The organism is Pirellulales bacterium, assembly GCA_035499655.1.
GTDB lineage: Bacteria > Planctomycetota > Planctomycetia > Pirellulales > JADZDJ01 > DATJYL01.
In genome coordinates this window covers 1-20,175 of the sequence record DATJYL010000019.1, presented here as the reverse complement: position 1 = coordinate 20,175, position 20,175 = coordinate 1, and the positions used below count along the sequence as shown (strand labels likewise).

Here is a 20,175-nt window from a genome sequence, read left to right as displayed (position 1 = left end):
TCCCGCCCCACCACCCGCCAGATTCCATTGGTTCACGGTGGTTCCGTTCGAGAGCGTCGTCGAACTGGTTGCCCAACCGGGATTACCCGGCTCGTTCATGTCCGAATCCAACCAGCCGGTCGGCAGACTGCTGGCGGGGTTGCCGATCTCATTGGCCACGTAAACACGTCCGAAGACATTGGGGTCGGCCGCCATGACACCGCTCCATTGCTCGCTGGAGTTGTTGAGTACGGTCCAGGTATTTCCGCCATCGTCGGAGCGATAGATGCCTTCGAATGAATTGCCAACTGGTGTGCCGTAAATGTAAAGGGCGGGATAAGCGCTACCCGGCGCCGCCGCGCCGACCGCAAGGGACGAGACATTGGTACTGTAGCTGTTGGGGTGGGAGAAACTGGCGCCAAAGTTGGTGGATTCGTAGATGCCGACGTAAGTTCCGAGCCACAACTGACCGGCGACCTTCGGATTCACTACCAGTGTCGGGTTTCCCGTCGCCAGCGAACCACCGGCGGAAGCGCTGAATGTGTGGCCGCCATTGCTGCTGATGTACAACGTCCAGGAGTTGTCGTTTGAGTTCTCGGTCCAGTAATAGAAGTAGTTAGGATTGACCTTATCGGAGAGGATGGTTCCGCCTGTCGGAAGCGCGCTAGATGCACCCAGCGTGGCTAGAGTCCAGCTTGAGCCGTTGTTGATGGAGTAATAGGGAGCCTGCCCCGAGGGTGCCCAGACGATGGTCGATCCATTGGCTGAGATTGCGACAGTGCCGTTGCTGAACCCGCTGCTCCCGCCGGGATTGGAGGCGAACTGGCTGAATGTGGTTCCGTTGGTGGTATAGAATCCGTAGACTGTGCCCAGGTTTCCGACCATGACAGTGTCCTGGGGATCGAGGCCGGCGGAATCGACGGAGGTGAGGTTGCCGCCGCCGCCGTTGAAGAAGACGTTCCCTTGCGTGGGAGAAAAGGTCAGGGTAGTGAAAGCGAAGCCGCCTACATCCCCCATGGCTCCATAGAGCGGAATGCCGCCGGTGGGGGCGTTTACACCTAAGACTGCCGTCATCACAATCCCAGTATCGGGAAAATACCAGCTGTTTGGCGCAGTGAGAGTCGTGGTGCTAGTGCCCTGGTTCGTGGCCCAAATGCCGCCGCCGTAAGTGTGCATGATCTGGGCGGAATTGTAGGGATTGATGGCGACGTCGCTGGCCCAGTTGCCGATACCGTCGCCGCTTGAGGCCATATACGGTGCGTTGGTGGTGTTCCGAGTGGAATCATACCCGGCATAGATGTTGGGCGATGGCAGTTGGTAGAGGGTGACCCAGGACGGGGAAGAAGCGTTAGCGTTCGTCGTGCGCCAGATTTCGTCACCGTAGTTGTAGCGGTCGAGGCTAGTGACGACGATGGTGGTGGGACTGTTGGGATCCAGGGCCAACCCGCAATAGCCGAAATAGTCGTAGGGTGCTGATGACCTTTGCGGCACGACGGGTGAAATGTTGGCCCAGACTCCCGTGTTGGTGTTGTAACGGAACACTCCTCCATTGTCCGGCTCGGTGGGAGATTGATCGTCGGCGTAGGCCAGATAAAGATTGCCATCGGAAGCCATGGCAGCGCGTTCGACCATCCATCCGGTTGGAGCCGAACCGGTACCGGTCACTTCCGTCCAGGATGTGCCGCCGTTTGTGGTTTCGAAAAGATTGGTGCCGCCGGCCGTGGAGGTTTCGCCGACGAAAATCTCCTTGGTAGGGTTGCCAGTGGTTCCACCGTTGGGATCGAAAAGTACGAAATTGATGCCCGCCGATGTGGAAAACGATGTGATCTGGCTGAACGAATGTCCGGCATTGGTGCTTTCCCAAAGGCCGTTGGCATTGCTTCCCAGGAAGATGATATTGCTGTCGTAGGGATCGACCGCGATGCGCTCGCCGGCGCCGCGGCCATCCATATTCCCGCCGACGTAGAAGCTCAGCGAAGTTACACCCCAGGTTGCGCCAGCGTTGGTGGAGTAGAGCACATAGCCGTTGCTTCCAGAATACAACCCAACGTCGGCGTAGAGGTTATTGGAATTCTCAGGGTCGATGGCGAAGCTGAGGACGCCGTTTGAGCCTCCGCTTCCGTTGCCGACCCAATTGAGCAATTGGGTCCAGGTAGTTCCATCGTTGACGGTTTTATAGAGTCCGCCAACATCGCTGCGGGCGTAGATGACGTTTTGATTGTGCGGATCGTAGAAGATGCTATCGACGAATCCTCCTGCGCCGATGTTGATGTTCTGCCAGGTATAGCTGGAGGCGGCGAGCAAACACCGCTGCTCCAATCGCTCCACGCTTAAGGTTCGAAATTGACGAAGCAGCCCCTGGCGGATTCTAGTCATGATTTACCTACAGCATCTTGGGGCCAGGAAATGTGTTTCATGATAATGCTCCTCCTGAGCCACGCCGCATGCGGAACAAACCTAAGGCGGCAATGCCAATTCCAAACAAAATAGCGGTGGCAGGTTCCGGCACAACAAACGGGCTAAGGTCGTAAACTGATATGCTGCGCCCCGCCACAGCCGCCGTAAATGAATTTCCCAACCCCGTGACTGTCGATTGCGTGGGATCGCTCGTCAGGCTGGTCGAAAACAGCGTCCCCGAGGCAAGGATGTCTTCCCCGCTAATCGATACTGCCATGTTCGCGGCGTTGGTGCTCGGATTGATCAGCATAATCGAAATGGTACCATCGGCCCGTTTCGCGGCGTAAACGATTCCCGCCGTGTTGGAGCTGGATGATGCTGAAATGAACGTGTCTCCAGGACGAATAAAATCGTACAATGCCTCCATCGCGTAATACGATACTCCCTTGCTCAGTGTGCCTGGCTGATCAACGAGATAACCGGCTGTCATTTCCCACATGTCCGTATTTTGGACGCCGGCCTTCAAAAAGCCGGCGTAATCAATGGCGGTTTGCAGGCCTTGGGTTGTCCCCGGCAGCGTGCTCCCTAAATTTCCAAACTCGGTAATAAACACGGGAATATGTGCAGCGTCAGCACCCGCATTGGTGCTGATCAAACTGCGAGAACTGTTGATGAAATTCGGAATATCGGTCACTCGAGCAGCTAAAAAATTCCTAACGGTCGTGTTGCCCGTGCCACTCAGATTGGGATAGTAATGCACGATGCCGAAGTTCATGCTGCTGGCCGCGCCCTGCAGGACGTATGGATCGTAATTCGACGCGTTGTCCAGGACTCCGCCAATTTTGATCGTTGGGTCCACGGCTTCCATCGCCGAGGCAAAAAGTGGAATCTGCTGACCGTAAAACGTCGGTGAAAGGTTCGGTTGTCCGACTCGGTCCGCACCAGTGCCGGCATAATGGAGGTCATTTTGCCAATTCAATCCACTAAAATATCCGTTGCCATTTATTTCATTGCCAATCTCCCAATACTGCACTCCGATTGGCGCAGCGCGTTTATTTTTTAAAAAATTGCCCGGCGTCATCGAGGGCATATCCGAGGCGTTCAGCACGACCCCCACCGAACCATCGGTCGCCCAGTTCGCATCGTTGGGATTGGCGGCGCGTAATGCCGCCCAATAACGAACTGTTCCCCAATTGTTCCCTTCTGCATCGGTGCCAAGTTGCATTGTCGCATTGGCGCCGTTGACCGTGGCATTGGCGTAAGCCACCCACGCCGCAGCCTCCTGTGGCTGACCACCCATCGTGCTGTTTAAGCTGCTTCCGTAGTCAATCGTCACCATCGCCTGTTTCGCCAGGCCAGTAGGTGAGTTGATGAGATTGGTGGCCCAAACCCCGAAGTTCGAATTGCTGTTTGTGTAGCCACCGGTAGCAACGTTATTCGTCCAATGATAAATGTCTGAATAATTACCACCCGGATAGCGAATGATCGACACGCCCCCAGCGTCCAACGCCGACGATATATATGGGGCGTTCATGTTGTTGTAGTAAACCGAAGTGTTCATGCCGATCCCGATCGGCGATACCGTGGCCACTACCTGTTGCCCATTAATGCTATTCGTTACCAACTGGCTTGCATTGATCGTGATGTTTTGCGGGTATGCCGTGGAGCAAAATCCACCGGCCGAGATCATCGAGATGCACAACATCTGGATCGCTAGACGGGTATTTTCCGACCGGCAACTTGAGCGCGAATCGTTGCTTCTACGCCGGACTGCCCAGCATCGTTTCGGTGCGAAAATCGTGATCGCTGTTATTCTAGCGACTGTGAGAAGAGGTGGTTTGCAAGCAAAGCGTTTCATTTTGTGCTCGTCTCCATCGAGACCAATACGACATCATTGCTGTGCATTGGCAGAGTGAACTCAAAAGAGCCGCGCTCGTCGATGTCGACCCAACGATCGGTTTCCGGCAGGTCGCGAGTCAACATCCGGAGTTGCTCGAGCTGGCCCGGAGTAAGAGCCTTGGGCGCGCCCATATCGAGGTACGCCGAGTATGCGTCATTCGCGCGAAAACCTGTGCGGTAGATTTTCAGATGGTATTCGCCTGAGTTCAGATGGCTTAGATGAAGTTCAACCGGTAATGCCGGCGTGGATTCAACAATCCGGCTGTAGAATGGACGGTTGCTTACTTTTTGTTGCGGTTGCTCAAAGTCCCACATCACGGCTGAAATTCCATTATTTGTTGCCGCAGCGAAAATCTGTGAGTCCTGAGCCGGAACTGCGTTGCCCTGCAATTCGTGAAGGTATTTGTAAGCGAAGTAGGCAGGCTTGCGGATTCCCTCGCGGTTCAACAAGCCAAACCCGCCGTGGAACGGTGTTGGCGGTGGCCCGGACTCTTCGAACAAATCCGTATACGTCCAGTAGCTCATGCCCTGTACCAAACCCTGGCTGGCCTTCAGCTTGCTGAGAATATAAGGCGCGCTGATGTACGAGTCGTGGACCAGATCACGGGGCGAGTAGCTCGTACTCCATTCGGTAAAATAGAGCGGAAGGCCAGGATATTTTGACGCCTCGATCTGCTGACGAACTCGGCGCACATCGCCGACGATGGCATCCGGCGACGGAGATAGCTTCGTGTCTTCCTTGCCGTCGTTGTCAAGGAAACCACCGTTCACACCATAGCTGTGGGTCGTGACAAAGTCCACGGCGGCGCCGCTTTGCGCCGCATGCTCAAGAAACTCCGGCACCCAGGCAGCACCGGCTGTTGACGGACCGCCAACGCGCAAATTCGAATCGATTCCCTTGATGGTATTTGCCGTCAGGTCATACAGCTTGAAATAGGCCTTTTGGTCGGCGCCTTCCCAAAAGCCGGATAGATTAGGCTCATTCCACACCTCGAAGAACCAGGTGCTCACCTCGACCGCCCCGTAGCGTTGCTCAAGATGACGGATGAAAGCATCGATCAGGTCTCTCCAGGAGTCCGGTACGGGATGCGATGTATTGCCATGCCAATTGAATATCTGATTGTCGGAGGTCCTCAATGCATCCGGTGTAAACCCGATTTCGACAAAGGGCTTGATATGACGGGCCAGCAGTTTGTCATAGAGTTCGTCTATTTTCGTCCAGTCATAAAAGTTTCTGCCATTTTCGACCCGCACCGTCCCCAGCACATCGTGAAAAATGGCGTGGAAGCGAATGTATCGGAAGCCAAGTTCATCGACGGCCGTTTTCAGTTGCGCCTCACTGTCGTCACGAATCAGTGTGCCCGGATAGTCAGACCCTACGGATAAATCGAAAAAACGATCGATAGGCTTCACTGCCTGCGACACGTCGAGGTCAATTTGGCGCGAAGGCGTCGCGTCATCCGCGAAAGCGCTCAACAACAACAGCGAAACACACGCCGCAGTCGCTGTCAGGCATTCACGTGGCATAATGGTCACGGCGATTGCAACTCCCTAGTCCTATTGTCGCTTGTCGGTTGGCGTCAGTTGGACAGAATTGAGGTTGATAGCTTTCCAGCTGGCCCTGTCTTTCGAGCGGACGCTCACATCAACTTCGCCCGAGTGTTTGATGTTTACCTGACCGATTTCGACGTTGATAAATTGGTCCCAGGCTTGAGTCTGTAATACTTTGGCCGGAACATTGTCGTTGCCAACTCCCACGATAAATTCGCCGTTGCCGTTTGCAGCGGCAATGCTCGCGCTAATTTTATAAATCCCCGGTTTGTCCACGCGGACACGCCAGGCAACCCATTCGCTGGGGTCGTCCCAGTAGCCAATATCCGGCTTGCCGCCTTGGTCTTCCAGCTTCAATTTTGTGCCGTGCAGGAGGGCACTGTCAGCATCCATCACAAGCCGTCCATTGGAGTCTGCCGATACGATTGTCGAAAGTTCCGGCAAGGGCGCAGGTTTCAAATTGCTGCCGGTGATTCGCAACGCACAGGTAAGTTCACTCAATTTCGGACCGGGTAATTCCACAGCTAGGCCATTTGCCGTCTGGCTGAATTTCAACTCGCCATCACCGCCGAGCAATTCAACCTTCTCAATTGAGTTTTGTGCCGCCTCGTCAGTTCTGGCGAGCGACCTGATGACAAGTTTTCCTTCTTCTGGCCAGCCCAGCGCAATTGCGTAAAGTGTATTGCCTTTGGTCGTAAAGCGAATGTCCTTATCACTGTAATGAAAATCTTCCTTGAAGGAGCCGCCGCCGGTTAGCGCCCTCCCTTCTCCATATCGCAACCATGGTCGAGTACCATAAATGGCTTCACCATTTGCAGCAGTCCACTCGCCGAGTTGCTGCAGCATGGTCTCCACTTCAGGATCGAGCGAGCCGTCCGGCCGCTGTACCACGTTGAGCAACAGATTCCCGTTCTTGCTGACGATGTCGACGAGCATGTCGACCACCCATTTGACAGGGCGGTATTTCCAATGCTTGTTGTAGAACCAATCGCCGATGGACGTATCCGTTTGCCACGGATAGGGATCGATTCCAGAGTTCACGCCACGTTCGTAGTCATGCACCCAGCGTCCATCAGAAGGCTGTTTGCACGTATAGACGGCTTCGCAGATGCCCCCGTGGCAGGCAGCATTGATATTGTAAAAATTGGCAATCTGGCTTAGACCGACTTCGTTGCCAAAAGCCACACCGCCGTCGGTGTAAAGCAGATCGGGCTTGTAATTGTCCACCAACTCTTCGATTTCGTTGAACCACTCTTGCTGCCACCGCTGATTTTTCGAGTAGCCCCAGTAGTTATCGCCCGGTTCGGCGGGAGAGTGATAGAGATCCCAATTTTTCGAATTTGCCCCGTCGTAGGGAACTCCAGCTAAGGGTCCGGTCTTGTCGGCGTCGTGGCTGGTTTGGAACCAAGTGAAGCTGGCGCCCAAATGTTCAGACACGCCAAAGGGCAAGCCGTACTTCTTCGCGGCCTTCTGCCAATCCCCGACCACATCGCGGTGCGGCCCCATCTGCACGGAATTCCAGGAGTGCAGTTTGGAATCCCATAAGAAAAAATTGTCGTGGTGGGAAGCCATGCTGACGAAGTATTTCGCACCCGCTTTTTTGTAGAGTGCCATCAGCTTGTCGGGATCCCAATTCTCGGCTTTCCAAAGCGGGATGATGTCCTTCCAACCGTTCGTGGAAGGATGGCCCCAACGCTTGAGATGATCTTCATAGTCGGGATCCCCCTGCTGATACATTTTGCGGGCATACCAATCGCCCTCCATCGGTACCGACTGCGGTCCCCAATGCGCCCAGATGCCAAATTTGGCATCGCGAAACCACTCCGGGCAGCTGTAATTCTTCAGCGAGTCCATCGTGCCGACAAACGGCCCTTTGGCGATCGGCAGTTGGAACTGGAAAGAGCTGGTTTGAGCTGTTCCTATTGCCGGTACAAGTGCGCAGAACAGAGCCAATATGAGCCGTTTGATTCGATTCAGCAGCATAGGTTTGGATTTCCTGGGTTTGGATGAGCGACTCAGGGCACGTATGGACGCGGTGGACACGACCGCATGTGTACGAATGCCGAAGCCGGTGCAAGACCTTCAGAGGTGGCGGTCAATTTGAATTCGCCCGCTTCTCGCGTGGATTGCACAATGATTTCTGCCCAACCGTTAAATAAGCTGCGCGACCAAGGTGGAACGCTCGCCTTCCCGATCATCTCCACGGTCACATTTGGGTTTAAGCCACCCTCGCCGAAGCTATTTTTTACTTTAACGGCGACGACATTGTCGCCGGCGTGCAGGAATTTCTTGATGTCGAACGTTGGCTGTGCCGACCAGTCGTGCGATTCGCCAACGAATTGGCCATTCACGAAATACCAGCCGTCATCGTCGCAGCCAGTAAAGTGAATTTGTAATTCGGGATTGCTCAAATCTTGATCGCTTAACAGAAAATGTGCACGGTAAATCGCCGTGGTGTTTTCCGTTTTAATTGTCGATTCGTTACCGCTAGCTTTTGGTTTGAGGATTTTCCAATCTGAGTCATTAAAATCCTTCGCACATTCCGGCGACACCGTGTCGTCTTCGGAGATTTTCAACAGCGTCCAGCGCCAGTCGTTCACCGGAATGGTATTCACGGGCACATCTTGAATGAACACATCCGGCTCGTGGCTGCTAGGATCCCCGTTGCCCACGCCGACAATCTTACCCGGCCCTTCGAGGGCAAAGTCAATTTTGTTCTGCGCCGTCGGTACGAAGCGCCCTTGCCGATCGAGCACGGCCACTGCGAACACCGCCGCGTCCTCGCCATCGGCATTGATGCTTTCTCTGTCGGGGGTGAGCTGAATCCGTACGGGTTCTCCGACGGTTTCCTCCTCCGCATCGGCGACAACGTTGCCGTTTGAATCGAAGCCCTTGGCGCTCAACGTTCCTGGAGCATAATTCACGTTCCATGTCAGCTTGGAATTAGGCTTCATGTCCTGCCTGCCGAGTGATGTCCCATTTAGGAAAAGCTCGACCTGCTTGCAGTTACTGTAAGCATCCACGCGGATTACCTGGCCTTCTTTGCCGGGCCAGTTCCAATGCGGCAACAGATGCAGCACGGGTTTGGTCGTCCACCAGGATTGGTAGTAATAAAAATCATCCTTTGGAAAACCGCATGTGTCGAGAATGCCAAAGTGTGAGTTAATGCATGGCCAACCGTATGGCGTAGGTTCGCCACGATAATCAAAACCCGTCCATACAAAGCCGCCCGACAGCCAAGGACGGTCCGCAAACCAACTCCACCAAGATTCCGCGCTTTGTGCCCATTGACTAGGTGTGTGATCATAAGCGGGGACGTAGCCGCGCGCGGTATTCATTTCATAGATTCCTCGCGTGCAGGTCGTGCTCGCCTGTTCCGTGCCGACGTTAGGCTGGATTGGATGTTCGGCGTGATACTTGTCCATGTCCGGGCCCGGATGATAATTCCAGCCGCGCACTTCGATCACACTGTTAATGCCCCAAAAATTGTCGCCTTCCGGCGCTGCGTAAGTGACGGGTCGCGTTGGATCGAGATGCTTGGCAAGGTTTTGCATCGTATTTGCGACCGCCGTGCCTTGCGGCGAGTCCTGCACGGCAAATTCCTCGTTGGCAATGCTCCAAATGGCGACGCACGGGTGATTTCGGTCACGGCGGATTTGGTCATTCCACTTGCGGAGATTCTCCGAATCGCTGCCGAGCAGCCGGCTCTCGTCCATGACCAACATACCGAGCCGATCGCAGGCATCGAGCAATTCCGGCGTCGGTGGATTATGTGCGGTGCGAATCGCGTTGCACCCGAATTCTTTCAATTTCTTAACGCGAAATTCCTGCAATGCATCGGGGAGGGCTGAACCCACGCCTGCGTGGTCCTGGTGGTTGCATGTACCGTACAGTTCGTAGGGTTTGCCATTCAGTAAAAAGCCGTTTTTGGTATCGAAACCGACCGTTCGAATGCCGAACATGATTTCCGTTTGGTCAACGGTTTTGTCGGCCACTGAAACGGTGGTAAGCAGCTTGTATAGCTTGGGCGATTCCGGCGACCAAAGAACCGGCGAAGAAAGCTTCGAACTGAAGGTCACCATACTCTGCGATTCGCGCGCTAATTCTGCGGAGTTTTTAAAGCGGGCCACTGTCTCGCCTTCCGGAGACACAACCTCACAGCTCACGACAGCCGTGGCTGGATTCGGTAGTGAGTTGAGCAAGCTTGCTTCCACACTTATTTCCGCCTGTTCCGACGGAACGTTTTTTTCAAATTTGGAATAGACAAACACCCCATCGGGACCGATCGCCACGGGAGCAGTCTTGTCCAACCACACGTGACGATAGATACCTGCACCTTCGTAGAACCAGCCCTCGAATTTTGTAGCATCTACTCTTACAGCGACTAGATTCCTACCTCCAAAATGCACAACATCGGTAATGTCCTCACGAAAAGGATAGTAACCCCCCTCGTGTCGTTTCACGAGCCAGCCGTTAACCCAAACTGTCGCGTCACGAAACACGCCGTCGAACGTCAGCCAGATTCGCTTGCCGGAATCCGACGCCGGCAAATCAAATGTGCGTCGATACCAGCCGATGCTGGTTTTATCATAACCGGGACCGACTGGCTTGAAGCCGTGGCTTGCGTCGGCGGCACGGTCGAACGGCAATTCCACCGCCCAATCGTGCGGCAAATTCACTGTCCGCCACGTCACGTCGCTGAATAATTTGTCCGAGGCTGGACCGCCTGCAACACCGGCCTTGTCCAAATGCAGTGCGCCCGGCCAGTCGTCGCCCAGATGAAATTTCCAGTTGGCATCGAGCAAAAGATGCTCGCGCGGCGACTCCGCTGCCGATATGCGCGTCACAATCAAGACCGCGCACCCAGCGGCGACGAAGAACCTCATCGAGCCTGGTTTCAAACTATACCAGCGGGCCAACCACGACATGGCCGGCAATCTGCGAATTGCCTCAAATAACTTTTTCCAGAAAACTTGGCAAGTGGTTCGACGACGTTCACTACTCATCGCTCTTTTACGCTTTCATCAAATGAGAAATTCGTTAAATGGGTTGTCATCATCCGAGCTTGATCTACACGCGGCGTGTCATGCCTGATTTTGTCGCAGCGAAATATCAACCACCCACCATTCAGCCCCAGCAACAGACAAAAGGCATTCGGTTCGGGCACGGCGGCGAAGTCGCCATTCCCGGCCGCTCCGTTGGCCAAGTAAGTTTCCATTGCGGCGATGTCAGCGGCATTGAACTTGCCGTCGTGGCTAATGTCGCCAAGCGTCACCAGGTTTGCATCCGTCAGATTGTGGGCCGATTCATAACTACCTTCATTTTTCAAAATACCAAGCATCGCTTGCAAATCGGCGCCGTTCACCTGGCCGTCAAGATTCACATCGCCCAATTGCGGCTTGACCAGCACGAGCGTTGTGACAGACTCGACCGGCATCGTGTAGTTCAGCGAGCTAGCCCCGGTCCACGCCAGCGGCGAGCTATTGAGCAAATTGACGTGGGCAATATTCGACGACGCCGAGGTTAACTGGTAGGCGTCGGCTAGCGAAAACTGCGCTACGTTGGAAAAATTCAGCGCAGCCACTTGCGAACCGGTCGTACTTTTATTGACGAGCACAATCACCATGCGATTTGGGTTGCCGGCATCCTCGCTGGCATATACTGACGCCTTGGATACATCGCTGGCGCTTGCGCCGATGGAGGTGTTGCCGAATTTGTGCCCGTGGCCGTCGTAATTCAAATACATGTTGAACGCCGACGTAATGTAATGGTCGTTAGGCGCGCCGTCCCCCCACCACGCTGCAGAGAATACGCCTTTTTCCCCGTACACACCCAACACGTCGGCCTCCGCCACGCCGCCGGAAATGTCGCTTCCGCCACCATATTCGTACTCGCTGATGGAAAGCCTCGTGCCCGGATTGTATTCGTTGATAATCGCCTGTTCCCGCGGCAACAATTGAATAGCCGCAGTCTTAAACTGCGCTGGTGAGCCGGACGGTTCGTAAGGAGTGGAATACTGGGTGATCCAACTGTTTTCCACATAGCTGGGGTCCCACAAGGATCGCGCAGCCTGCAGTCGGGCGGCGACCGTGGGAGCCGTGTCGTCGGTACCGCTGGTGATCCGCACCCCGTTGGTGCCTTGCGCCTCGGGATACCAATGAAAATCCAGAACATCAAGCAGCCGTTTGCCGGCCGCTTGGCTAGCCGCGTTCAAGGACTTTAAATACGAGGCTTGAAAATTCAAAATGGTGTCGTTGATGGTCGAATCAGCGGGTTGATTTCCGAGGGCGACCATCCCTTGCCAGCCGTAATTGACCGCGCCGAACACCAGGGCATTTGGCGCCACGGCTTTGATCGCGCCGCCGTAATTGATGGCGTCGTTGTCCAGCTCTTGATAGGTTGCGTTGGCCGGATGCACTTCCAGGTGAGTTGAAGACCATGCGGAAGGTTCATTATCCAGGTCGTAAACCACCTGCTGACCGGGAGCGTTTGTATTCACCCAATTCACGAACTGATCCTGGTATACCGCGTTGGGCACATTACCGGTATTCGCTGCGGCGTTGGGGAATTCCTGATAAAAATGCTCCGCCAAATAATTGGGGTTATACGTTCCGGAAACCCACGTCGATCCGTTCCAATAGTTGCCGTTATAGCGGATGTCGCCGCCGTGATTTTTGTCCGCCGCCACGTAACCATTCGTGGGAATCGTCAGCAGCGTGGCCGCGCCAGTAGCCTTGTCTGCCTGCAAAGTCGGCAGGACGGCTGCACCGGGCGTGTTGCTGCTGCTCAGTAAGCCGTCGCTTTCAAAAAGATAATCCGAACCGGCGTTGGATGCGTTGTTCGTCCAGTTGTACGCCGTCCAGCGGTTGCCTCCCAAGCGCACAAACGTGGCGTCAGGAACGACGGTAGGATCATTCGTCCCGTAAATATACGGAGAAATTGCCTGGGATTGGGAGCCGTTGACCGTTAACAGCACCTGGGCCTGGGACGTAGCTGCCAGGCTCAAAAGGATTGCAATCGTCGAACGCCATGCAAAGCTATTGACTGAGTCAGCGGGGGCGGCCTCGCGATCATAGCAGCCCTTTACCGGCCAGCGCACGCACGTAATCCGCTGCATTCTTCTCTCCTCCTCCTAAATCCGACCGTTGCGTTTAAAGTCAACAAAAACGGGCGCGCCTGGTACCAGGTGCGCCCGCTTGAGGGAATTCAAAAAACCACAACGATTGATTACCGGCGGCCCCGACGCATCGCCATGCCCAGCAAACCTAAGCCGCCCAGACCCAGCAATGCCAGCGATGCCGGTTCGGGCGTCGGAACAGGCGTAAGGCGCAGATTATCCAAGTACATCGTATTGTTTCCTGTAGTGTTGCCGCCACCTATTTGTATATCGATCTCGGTTGGATTGGTCGAAGTTGACAACGTGGATCGAAGGCTTGCGGAAATGGGGACAGTGAACGTTGTCTCCGATCCAATACTTGTTCCTGGATAGCTGTACGCATCAAGCGATTGAAACCCGGTGTCGGCGTTGTTGATGTCGAAGTCAAACTGCAAATAATAGCCAAAAGATCCGCCAGGTGTGTACACATCCAGACTTAGCGATTGCGCATTGGCCAACAGTGCAGTCATTGCGTTCGTGCTTGGCGAGGCCAATACTTGGCCATAATTTGAGCCACCTGTGCCGGTTCCCGTAATGGCCAAACTGTAGGTGCCGTTAGTGACACCGTTGGACGTGTCAAAACCGGTTGTTATGGGTCCAAACTGACCAGAGCCATTTTGCAGGTTGTACGACGGCGGCACCGACCAACCATCCAAGGTGTTTTCCCAAGACTCAACCAATTGGGCCTTCAACTGACTCGCCACCAGCGATGCCACCATTGCCACAATTGCCAATAGATAACTTCTAATGTTCATAGAACGAATTCCCTCTCCCCCCGACGGGGAAATACACAGTTGCGCGCCATCATGTTGTAGCCAACCAGGGAATCCATTCACTGGGTTGCGATCGCTCGCGTACCTCTTCTCCGGTCCGTAAGCTTCGCCCCTCAGTGTGCCTGCCTATCTGCAATGAGTTTTTGTTGTAAATTTCTCCAGTTTTTTTGGGCTGGGCTTACTAAAACGGAAGCCGAAATAATTAGCTTTGACTCATCAGCTTCTTTCGGCGCCGATGTGCGACAGCGGCCAAAGCCGGTGCGGCCAGGCCGAGCAACATTAGCGACGCCGGCTCGGGGACCGCCCTGGAAAGGCTCCCCTCGCCAAAGTTTAAATAGCTGATCAAATATTGCAAATCGGCATTGTTCACTTTGCCATCGCCGTTGAGGTCGCCAATTTCCAGCAGATCGTTGTTGGTCAAGTCATTGGTGGCTTCGTAGGCGGCGGGGTTCGCCAGGGCTTGCTCCATGGCAATAATGTCACCGGCATCGACGTGATGATCAAAATTAAAATCGCCCAGTTCATAAAAAATTTGCACATTGTCGAAATATGCGGTTTCATTAACAGGAGGGCCGGCGGAATAACCACCACCCATCTGGATGAAAATCCCAGTTTGGTGCGTGGAAGTAGCCAGCAATGCTTGATACGCCGCGTTGGACGCATTGATGTTGTTGTAGTCAGTGGTACCCCAGAGTGACTCATATACCGCCGGGTACTGGAAGTAGAATTTCATCGTGGTTTCGGCACCATTATTGGCGGCAAGATAATGATATGAATCGATACTGGTGTATCCTGCGTCAGCGTTATTTAAGTCCAAGTCAAATTGCGTGTAATAGCCGAACGAACCTGGCGGTAAATACACGTCGAACGACAGCCCCGCGGCGTGGGACAACATAGTCGTCCAAGCCTGGCTTCCTTCGTTGGCAATCATCTGACCGTAATTTGGACCGGAGGGAGACATACTAGCATCGTTTGCCGGGGTACTGGCAACGGCGACCGACGCAAGACCGTTAGTGACGCCGTAGGTAGTGTTATAAGAAGCGGAGAAATTGGCGTAGTTAGTCGTGCTGTATGACGGCGGAATGGACCAGCCATCAAAAGTTGGATCCGACGTGTTTTCCCACGATTCCAATACATCGGCCTGGGCGCCTCGCACACCAAAAACCATGGCAGCAACCCCACACACGATCGCAAAACCAAATCTGCGATGTTTCATATCATCTCCCCCAGTATAGGTGCTTTACCCACAGTTCTTCCTGCGGATATCGTCAATGATGAATGCCTCACTGAAATGCCCGACCAAGCGGGCAGCTTGCCAAGCAAGCCATGCAACCCCGAACATTTACGCAATCCGGACACCAAGCATACTTTGTTGCCTCGTAACTATTCTCAGCCGATCCAACCAAAATCTGACGAAGATATTTTATATTTTAGCAATATTTTTCCATTTTTTCGGATTCTCGTTGGGTACAGGGGATTCAAAAGTGATCCAGCGTTGCCGTTTTGGCTCATCAAATTCAATTCAGCCAAAGCCAAAAAACACTCGGTCGCATCAATACACAACGAATTCCCCTGGATGATTTCTTGCTAGCTTAACCGCTTGCGATGGCAAATCAGTTGCTTTCCCCGCTAACGTATGCTTGACGCGATTTGTGGAAAAGCGTTTTTGGGTTATCAAATTTAGAAGATTTTTTATTTTTTTCGTAAGATTTGCGTTCTATCGGCTGAGATTATTTTAGGTCAAACGTTTGTATGCCAGGGTCATTTGGATGTTTTTTGCCGTGTTTAAGAACCATCCGATCCGTACGTCGCACTCTTTTTTCTGCCTTGTGAGTTAAGTAGCTCAGGATAGTTTGTTTGGGCGCTAGAGTGCGTGGCAATGGTTTCTAGAGCATTGGTTTCTAGCGCATTGGAAATTTAGCTAGTTTAAACATTTGGTTGCAACCGATTGATTTTGCCCCCCCAACCGCTCTCGGCTGGCCCCGGGGTTAGCCGGGAGCGGTTTTCCTTTATAAATAGTGTGGGTCGAGGAATGGTTGAATGGCAGAGAATGAGATGCCAAAACCTGGGATCAACCCAGGGCAGGATATAAGTCATATCGCAGATCAGGCGGCGGCTCAGGATCCGGCCACGCGATTCATCGAATTGCTGACGGCTCATCAGCGCGATATGTTTATATACATTAACACGTTGCTGATGGGTGATTCGTCAGCAATTGACGTGCTGCAAGATACAAACCTTGACCTGTGGGCGCGCCTGAAGGACTTTGATAACGCGCAGCCGTTTCTCCCTTGGGCGTACGGTTTTGCCTTTCAACGGGTTTTGGCGTTTCGTAAAAGTAGACGCCGCTCGCGGATGGTGTTAAGCGACGAAATGGTGCAAATCATTAGCGACACCTATGTTCGCGATTCCACCCCGGCCGACACCCGCCTGGTGGCATTGCGAAGCTGTTTGGAAAAGCTAGATTCTGAGCAGGGACGGCTGATTCGTGAGCGCTACGTGGAAAAAATGTCGGTCAAGACAATCGCCGCTCGTTTAGGTCAAACAACCAATCAGATCTCTGCCCGTTTGTATCGGATTCGACATTCGCTAGGTCGCTGCATTCAAACCACTTTAATTGCGGAGGTGCCATAATGGACGCCGCGCAATCAAAACTGTTTGAACTGCTCGATTGTATTCTCGATAAGTCCTACAATGACCAGCAGCAGCAGGAATTCATCCAGCTGGTTGACCGTAACCCGGTACTGGTCGAATCATTGGTGGAGCAAATTCGCACGCATAGCCTGTTGCAATGGCAATGCGATCAATCTGGCGCGGCAATTCCGCGGGTACCGACGGCCATCTTTCCCTTGAACATGCCGACGGAATCGCTTCCGAACCGAATCTTGCGGATGGTGGCAAAGCGCTGGATGTGGGCGGCAGCCGCAGTTTTTTTGATGATGTCCGCCGGCCTCGGGTGGTATAAAATCCGTCAGGCGAACCTTAGCCAACTAGCGGTCGCTGAAGTGGTCGATAGCAATCTAGTGATCTTGTCGGAAAGCTGTTCGGCGTTGCTGGATCCAGTGCATGTTGTGCCCGGTAAGCTGGAAATGAAATCTGGGCGTTTGACGCTGCGTTTTCGCTCCGGCGCGACCATGTGGGTTAGTGGCCCTGCCTCGATGCGAATCGTTTCCGATATGCTGGTAAAACTCGATCAGGGGCAAGCCACCGCGCATGTGCCGGAGTGGGCTCACGGCTTCAGCATCGAGACGTCCAATGTCAACGTCATCGACTTAGGTACAAAATTTGGCGTGGTCGCTCGTCCCGGCGGATCGACTGACGTGGTGGTTTTTGAAGGACAAGTCGATCTGCTACCCACGGTGCCTTCAGCGGTTTCGCAAAAACGCTTGAGCCAGGGTGAAGGTGTGACGGTGGACAACCAAGGTTCGATGGATCGGATCACGGAAGTCCGCAGCGACCCGCACGGCGACAATTGGTCGACTCAATCGCCGCCTTCTTGGAGCGATACCACGTTCAAGTCGATTCACGACAACATTCCCTCCGCGGACTCGCCCACGTATTATCAAATTACGCCCCACGGCTTGGAAGACGATTGTAAGGCATACGTTGAGTGTCCGCACGAGTGGAACGGCTTGACGTCGGATGGATTGCCCGACTTTTTGTTGCATGCCGATTATGTCCGCACCTGCAACGATTATCGGTATATCAATAATCTGGTGATCACGGTTCAGTTAGCCAGGCCAGCCATCGTATATGTGTTGTTTGATCGTCGCGTTAAGCCTCCCGATTGGCTCACCGATCAATTTGAAAACACGGGAATCGACATCGGCCTGGATGAAGGGCCGTGGTGGAAAGGAGATACCAAGCATTCTCTGGGTGTCGGCGGGGGAGAAAGTATCGATCGCATTTTCTCCGTCTGGCGCCGGCGTTGTGAAACTCCGGAAACAATCACTTTGGGAGCGATGGGAACTATGAAAGGTGCGCGGGCGATGTATGGAATTGCCGCCACGCCGCTGGACTAAAAACCAGCAACGGAAATTCGGGGCCAAGCCGGGGCTGTCAGTCTTTGGCAAGACTTAAGGATTCGCAGCACTGAGATGGGCCAAGCTGGCGGGCGAAAGTGGGGGCTTTCGCCTGGATGATTCTGTCGGTGGGGAGAAATGCATGTTCTTGATGTCCTGGATACGGAAATCAATGTCGCTTCGACGGACTTGCTGCAAGCGCCGCCATCGGGCCGCAGCCTGCACGCATCACCCTGCATTTACGCTGGTCGAATTACTGGTCGTCATCGCCATTATCGGCATTCTCATTGCCCTTTTGTTGCCGGCTGTGCAGGCTGCGCGAGAAGCAGCGCGGCGTTCGCAATGCGAAAACAATCTGAAGCAGTTGGGGTTGGCCGCGCAAACACATTTGGACGCGCAAAAATTCTTTCCCACCGGCGGCTGGGGTTGGAGCTGGGTTGGCGACCCAGATCGCGGATATGGCCTACAGCAACCGGGGGGTTGGGCCTATTCCCTCCTGCCATTTTTAGAAGAAAGAGGACTGCGCGATTATGGCCGGGGACTATCAGGCACCGCCAAATACAATGCCCTGGCCGTGATGCAAGCTCAAATCGTGTCGTCGTTCAATTGTCCGACACGACGCGGACCGACCGTCGCACCTGTGGCCAACGGCACTATTTGGAATGCTACGCCTGCGGCCGGCGCCCCGTTTTTGGGTTCTCGTTCCGATTATGCCGGCAACGGAGGAACTGACACCACAGGTAATTGCTGCGGAAATCAAACCGAAGGGCCGCCTCAGGGTTCCGACACCAATGGCTACAACGTGTTAGGTTATTTTCAAAATATGTCAAACTGGAGTAAAGCTAACGGACTCATTTATGCCGGCAGTTCCGTGACGATACGGCAAATTTCCGATGGCCTTTCAAAAACCTACCTAATTGGTGAAAAAGCACTCAAGCCGGAGTGCTACCCCGGCACGGGGGGCAATTGCCCGGCCGACGATCAAAGTATGTTTCAAGGTTACGACTGGGACACCATTCGTTGGGCTGGCAGTAATCAATTCTCTTTGCCTTCGAACAAAATTATCTATGGCGCCGTCGATTGGCGACCATTGAGAGACTCGGAAACCGATCCATACACTGTCTTTGTGACCACTAGCCCCTTCATTGTCAACTTCGGCAGCCCGCATCCCAACGGATGCTTTTTCGTGATGTGCGATGGTTCCGTGCACGGGATCTCCTACAATGTTGATCCTCAAGTGCATTGGAAGCTTTCTGCTCGCAATGATGGCAATCAGGTCGATCTGCCCTAGAACGGCATCCAAGAATGTAATTCACCCCCGATTGCCGGCATCCTCACAATATGATTTGAATCGGCAATGTTCAGATGCGAAATAATTACCTTGCCTATAGCTGCCGATTATTGATTGACTGTTCACCAATCCAGGAGTCGGTTCGATGAAAAGCATTCCATTTTGGTCCGTGTTGATTTCGATTAGTTTGTTTTCGGTGGTCGCGTTGACGCTGGCTGCTGATCAGGATAAAAGCGACGTCATCAAAATTCAACTCAAAGACTTCAAATTCAAACCGCCTGCAACGGTCGCCAATCCCGACGATGTGTTTGTGTATAACGAAGACGACGAGAAACTGTGTTTCTATACCAATGGCTCGGCGGAAGCCAAATTCAAACTGCCCAGCGAAGGCGATTGGGATGTGATCGTCTCCGCGTCCGGAGACACGGCAACGGGCGTTCCCACCCACAGCACGTCGGGTCCCAAAGTGGAGAATATCCCTCCAAAATTCCAATTGGGTTTTGACGGAAAGAGCTTTGGCAAGGAAGTGCCGCTGACATCAGACGACACCAAAGATTATCAGGTCGTCGTCCCATTGACCGCCGGCGACCATGTAATCTCCGTCGCCTTTACCAACGACACCTACGATCCGGACGGCAAATATGACAGTAATTTGTACATTAACGGCGTCAAACTCCGCCCTCATAAGTCGGACGAGCCCGTAAAAAACGCCGCCAAATAGGTGCCGTCTTCGTGCCAGCATTCCCGCGAGAAACAATAGAGATTCGATCAGCGGAGGGCACGGGACTCGAACCCGCAACCGGTTTCCCGGCACCACATTTCCAGTGTGGCCGCTAGCCATTCGCTTACCCTCCGGAATTTAACGCATTCTCAGATTACCACGGTGGAACTACCCACCGGATGTTGTTGGATTTTACCTTTCGTCCATCCAACTTGGAAGCTAGTTGTAAGCGGAAGTGCCACAGAGCTGTCAGTCGGCGCTTAAAACCAGCCACCCATCGGCGCATTAAAACCAGCCAGCTTGAGCACGGACGATTTGGCCTAATGGCCTTCTTAGCGGCAATTGCCGCGGAAGGAGGCCAAGATGGCGAATCGACTCAAGATGGC

The 20,175-nt window shown here is 53.7% G+C and carries 13 protein-coding genes and 1 tRNA gene; 5 read left to right on the top strand and 9 right to left on the bottom strand.

The genetic code is table 11. The features are described from left to right. The 8 genes from VMJ32_01110 to VMJ32_01075 form a co-directional block, all read right to left on the bottom strand. A partial coding sequence (locus tag VMJ32_01110; protein ID HTQ37593.1) for a hypothetical protein occupies positions 1–2,355 on the bottom strand: 2,355 nt, incomplete at its 3' end. Between the two features lie 37 nt (positions 2,356–2,392). Then, entirely contained in the window at positions 2,393–4,066 is a 1,674-nt protein-coding gene (locus VMJ32_01105; GenBank protein HTQ37592.1) for a PEP-CTERM sorting domain-containing protein, read from the bottom strand. A gap of 164 nt (positions 4,067–4,230) precedes the next feature. Next, complete coding sequence (locus VMJ32_01100) at positions 4,231–5,802, bottom strand: hypothetical protein (GenBank protein ID HTQ37591.1); 1,572 nt, start codon at positions 5,800–5,802, stop codon at positions 4,231–4,233. 30 nt (positions 5,803–5,832) lie between these two features. Beyond that, a complete protein-coding gene (locus VMJ32_01095; GenBank protein ID HTQ37590.1) occupies positions 5,833–7,809 on the bottom strand; it encodes an alpha-L-fucosidase in 1,977 nt (658 codons plus the stop codon). Positions 7,810–7,841: 32 nt separating this feature from the next. Continuing rightward, positions 7,842–10,754 carry a beta-galactosidase GalA gene (galA, locus tag VMJ32_01090; protein HTQ37589.1) on the bottom strand — a complete coding sequence of 971 codons (2,913 nt, stop codon included), beginning with the start codon at positions 10,752–10,754 and terminating at the stop codon, positions 7,842–7,844. A gap of 74 nt (positions 10,755–10,828) precedes the next feature. Next, positions 10,829–12,943: a glycoside hydrolase family 44 protein gene (locus VMJ32_01085; protein HTQ37588.1), complete on the bottom strand. Its 2,115-nt coding sequence runs from the start codon at positions 12,941–12,943 to the stop codon at positions 10,829–10,831. Positions 12,944–13,053: 110 nt separating this feature from the next. Further along, positions 13,054–13,737, bottom strand: a complete 684-nt coding sequence (locus tag VMJ32_01080; protein ID HTQ37587.1) for a PEP-CTERM sorting domain-containing protein — start codon at positions 13,735–13,737, stop codon at positions 13,054–13,056. 220 nt (positions 13,738–13,957) lie between these two features. Continuing rightward, positions 13,958–14,971 (bottom strand): dockerin type I repeat-containing protein, encoded by a 1,014-nt coding sequence (locus tag VMJ32_01075; protein ID HTQ37586.1) that lies wholly within the window; start codon positions 14,969–14,971, stop codon positions 13,958–13,960. On the opposite strand from VMJ32_01075, the gene VMJ32_01070 reads away from it, so the two are divergent. The 5 genes from VMJ32_01070 (at position 14,963) to VMJ32_01050 (ending at position 19,789) form a co-directional block, all read left to right on the top strand. Continuing rightward, positions 14,963–15,346 (top strand): hypothetical protein, encoded by a 384-nt coding sequence (locus VMJ32_01070; GenBank protein HTQ37585.1) that lies wholly within the window; start codon positions 14,963–14,965, stop codon positions 15,344–15,346. The genes VMJ32_01075 and VMJ32_01070 overlap by 9 nt on opposite strands. A 449-nt stretch (positions 15,347–15,795) precedes the next feature. Beyond that, on the top strand, positions 15,796–16,389 hold the full coding sequence (locus VMJ32_01065) for a sigma-70 family RNA polymerase sigma factor (GenBank protein HTQ37584.1): 594 nt from the start codon (positions 15,796–15,798) through the stop codon (positions 16,387–16,389). Next, on the top strand, positions 16,389–17,777 hold the full coding sequence (locus VMJ32_01060; protein HTQ37583.1) for a FecR family protein: 1,389 nt from the start codon (positions 16,389–16,391) through the stop codon (positions 17,775–17,777). Before VMJ32_01065 ends, VMJ32_01060 begins: the two co-directional genes overlap by 1 nt. A gap of 172 nt (positions 17,778–17,949) precedes the next feature. Next, positions 17,950–19,068 carry a DUF1559 domain-containing protein gene (locus tag VMJ32_01055; GenBank protein HTQ37582.1) on the top strand — a complete coding sequence of 373 codons (1,119 nt, stop codon included), beginning with the start codon at positions 17,950–17,952 and terminating at the stop codon, positions 19,066–19,068. Positions 19,069–19,213: 145 nt separating this feature from the next. Further along, positions 19,214–19,789 carry a carbohydrate-binding domain-containing protein gene (locus VMJ32_01050; GenBank protein HTQ37581.1) on the top strand — a complete coding sequence of 192 codons (576 nt, stop codon included), beginning with the start codon at positions 19,214–19,216 and terminating at the stop codon, positions 19,787–19,789. 51 nt (positions 19,790–19,840) lie between these two features. Here VMJ32_01050 and VMJ32_01045 read toward each other — a convergent pair. Beyond that, positions 19,841–19,922 (bottom strand) — tRNA-Ser (locus tag VMJ32_01045). Between the last annotated feature and the right edge of the window lie 253 nt (positions 19,923–20,175).